Raw genomic sequence first — 3,471 nt, 5'->3', positions numbered from 1 at the left:
AATTCACACTTTCAGAGCACAAAAGAGTGAATAAATAGAGAGATTCTCCCCATCAAAACGAATATAAAGGTTGATGCGAGCGAATTGACAGGTAATATGTCTCGTTGAATCTGTAAAATGCTACCCAACTCAGCGCTTAGCTTGTTTTTTGAACAAAAATGTTATTAGACAAGTACTTTAAGTAAGCGTTGAGTTGAATTTTTACCTCAATGGAGAATATTGAAAACATGACTTACGCGCCTGTATCAGACGTATTGAAAGGTCAGCTAGCAGTAGACAGCGAAGTGACTGTTCGTGGCTGGATCCGTTCACGTCGTGATTCCAAAGCTGGAATCTCTTTCCTTGCCATATATGACGGCTCTTGTTTCGACCCGATTCAGGCCGTGGTCCCAAATAATCTTAATAATTACGAAGAGGAAGTATTAAAGCTAACGACTGGCTGCTCTGTTGAAGTAACTGGTAAGATTGTTGAATCTCCTGCAAAGGGTCAAGACTTCGAACTTGCTGCCACTGACGTTAAAGTGGTTGGTTGGGTTGAAGATGCTGAAACTTACCCAATGGCAAAAACTCGTCACTCAATCGAGTACCTACGTGAAGTTGCGCACCTACGTCCGCGCACAAACGTAATCGGTGCAGTAGCACGTGTACGTAACTGCCTATCTCAAGCAATCCACCGCTTCTACCACGAGCAAGGTTACTTCTGGGTATCTGCGCCGTTGATCACGGCTTCAGATGCTGAAGGCGCTGGTGAAATGTTCCGCGTATCTACGCTAGACATGGAAAACCTTCCTCGCACTGACGCTGGTAAAGTGGACTACAACGAAGACTTCTTCGGTAAAGAGACGTTCCTAACCGTATCTGGTCAGCTAAACGCAGAAGCTTACGCTTGTGCGCTAAGCAAAGTTTACACTTTCGGCCCTACTTTCCGTGCTGAAAACTCAAATACAAGCCGCCACCTAGCAGAGTTCTGGATGGTTGAGCCTGAAGTTGCGTTCGCAGAACTGGATGATGTAGCGAAACTGGCTGAAGACATGCTCAAGTACGTGTTTAAAGCGGTGCTTGCAGAGTGTCGTGATGACCTTGAGTTCTTCGCTCAACGCATCGATAAAGAAGCAATCACTCGTCTAGAGCAGTTCGTTTCTTCTGACTTCGCACAGGTTGACTACACTGACGCAATCCAGATTCTTCTTGATTCAGGCCGTGAGTTCGAATTCCCAGTTGAATGGGGTATCGATATGTCTTCTGAGCACGAGCGTTTCCTTGCTGAAGAACACTTCAAAGCACCTGTAATCGTTAAGAACTACCCGAAAGACATTAAAGCATTCTACATGCGTGCTAACGATGACGGTAAAACAGTTGCAGCAATGGACGTTCTAGCACCGGGCATCGGCGAAATCATCGGTGGTTCTCAGCGTGAAGAGCGCCTAGACATTCTAGATGCACGTATGCGTGAAGTGGGTATCGATCCTGAACATATGAGCTGGTATCGCGACCTACGTAAATACGGTACAGTGCCACACGCAGGCTTTGGACTAGGCTTCGAGCGCCTAGTATCTTACGTAACTGGTATGGGCAACGTTCGTGACGTGATCCCATTCCCACGTACTCCTCGCTCTGCGAACTTCTAATCACTTTTTAGTGATATCGAATTAAAAAGACCTCCCATGTGGAGGTCTTTTATTTGTACGAATGATTTTCTAGCAACCGGTGTATACACTCTAGTTGTTATTTTCGTCGTCATCCTCATCTGCTCGCGCTGCGTATTTTACTCCAACCACACACAAGCCAAACATCACAAATGGGATAACGGCAGCAGTGTATTCCGTCCAAACCATATGAGAAAAAGATTTCGCCAATATCAAGTGTGCAAACACCAACAAAAATGCGCTAAAAATAGCAACACCCATCAACCTAAGTTCATGCTTTACCAACTGCTTTTTCATTACGGCTCCTAACCTAAATGGTTGTCTGCCCATGATTGAAACACAGCTTCGGTATCGTCCACTGATACAGTTTGAGCAAAAAACAGGTAAACAGTTGGCTAATGAAGTAATTCTCCGACCGTCTTCACGGCTTGTTCTAATTCATCATTTACAGGTAACGATGTATTAAGCCTCAGGTAGTTCTCATAATTTGGAGCGACAGAAAACAACTGACCAAATGCTACAGTGATGTTCGCTTCCAATAACTTTTGATAAATCGCTTTTCCGCACTTTGTTTTCGGCAGTTCTATCCAAAGAAAATAGCCGCCTTCCGGTTGCGTGTAACGAATCGATTGGGGAAAGTACTTATCAACCAGTTCAATAAACGCCAATTGCCGCTGCTCAAGATTCTTTCGCAGTTTTCTAAGATGGCTATCATAACTATCGTTTTGCAAGTAATGCGCGATACCCTGCTGGATTGGTGCACTGCCTGACAACGTCGAGATAAGTTGCAGCTTTTGAAGTTGCGCATTGAAGCGTTTGTTTACCACCCAGCCCAGCCTATAGCCAGGGCAAAGGCTTTTTGAAAATGATCCACAATGCAATACGCGCTCTTGTGTATCAAAAGCTTTAAGTGAGCTTGGCTTTTTTTCAGAAAAATAAAGCTCTGAATACACATCATCTTCGATCAAGTACACATCGTATTTGTCAGCCAGTTCGACGATACGCTGCTTCTGCCCGTCACTTAATAAGGTTCCTGTTGGATTGTGAAAGTTAGTCATTAACCAACATGCGCGAACATCATTGTCGGTAAAAGTCGCTTCAATTTGATCCACTGAATGTCCAGTTAACGGATCCACCGTTATTTCTATCGCCTTTAGACCTAAACGTTCAATCGCTTGAAGTGCGCCATAAAACGTCGGTGATTCAACTACAACAGTATCTCCAGGCTGGGTCACGGCCTGAAGGCTCAAATTCAACGCTTCTAATGCGCCAGAAGTAACGACAATATCATCATGGGTAAACACCATACCTTGTTGGATGTACCGTTGAGCAATCAAACGGCGTAGAGACTCACAGCCCGGCGGCAAGTTATCCAATAACGTCTCTGCCCCCATCTTCCTGCCTGAGCTGGCTAGGTTGCGGTTTAGCGCTTCTAATGGGAACAATGCTGGGTCTGGAAACGCGGAGCCAAACTTCACCGCATTCGGTGAGGCCTGATTTTTGAGGTAGTCGTAAAGTTCATCGTTGATGCTAGAGCGATAAACGGAAGTGGCTGGAGAACTCGGTTCGAAGCGGTCCAACTCCGCAGTAACAAAGTATCCAGACTGAGGTTTCGCTGCGACCCAACCTTGTGCTTCGAGCAGCTGATAAGCTTGTAATACCGTACCTGCGCTGACAGAATGGTTTCGGCTTGTTACACGCACTGATGGCAGCTTTTCCCCTGCTCTCCAAGTATTTTGCTGAATCTGCGTTTTGAACAGCTCAGCCAGTTGACGGTATCGGTTCATGTTTCCCTCATTTCACTTACAGCCGCACCATAGCATAC

The 3,471-nt window shown here is 45.5% G+C and carries 3 protein-coding genes; 1 reads left to right on the top strand and 2 read right to left on the bottom strand.

Features of this window, described 5'->3' with window-relative positions; translation table 11 throughout:
* Positions 1-227: 227 nt before the first annotated feature.
* On the top strand, positions 228-1,628 hold the full coding sequence (gene asnS, locus CAG68_RS18950) for an asparagine--tRNA ligase (protein ID WP_025767293.1): 1,401 nt from the start codon (positions 228-230) through the stop codon (positions 1,626-1,628).
* A 90-nt stretch (positions 1,629-1,718) separates the two neighbouring features.
* Here asnS and CAG68_RS18945 read toward each other — a convergent pair whose 3' ends face one another.
* Positions 1,719-1,943, bottom strand: coding sequence for a hypothetical protein (locus CAG68_RS18945; RefSeq protein WP_017636102.1), 225 nt, complete (start codon positions 1,941-1,943; stop codon positions 1,719-1,721).
* Between the two features lie 98 nt (positions 1,944-2,041).
* Positions 2,042-3,433, bottom strand: a complete 1,392-nt coding sequence (locus tag CAG68_RS18940; RefSeq protein ID WP_053304299.1) for an aminotransferase-like domain-containing protein — start codon at positions 3,431-3,433, stop codon at positions 2,042-2,044.
* Positions 3,434-3,471: the final 38 nt, after the last annotated feature.

The organism is Vibrio sp. V42_P2S4T144, assembly GCF_009904715.1.
Lineage (GTDB): Bacteria > Pseudomonadota > Gammaproteobacteria > Enterobacterales > Vibrionaceae > Vibrio > Vibrio alginolyticus.
The sequence above is the reverse complement of the archived record's forward strand: the minus strand, read 5'-3'. Positions and strand labels throughout refer to the sequence as shown.

What these genes read in the sequence shown, in the direction of transcription:
- CAG68_RS18940 (WP_053304299.1), bottom strand. Translation starts at nt 3,433, where the DNA reads ATGAACCGATACCGTCAACTGGCTGAGCTGTTCAAAACGCAGATTCAG.
- CAG68_RS18945 (WP_017636102.1), bottom strand. Translation starts at nt 1,943, where the DNA reads ATGAAAAAGCAGTTGGTAAAGCATGAACTTAGGTTGATGGGTGTTGCT.
- asnS (WP_025767293.1), top strand. Translation starts at nt 228, where the DNA reads ATGACTTACGCGCCTGTATCAGACGTATTGAAAGGTCAGCTAGCAGTA.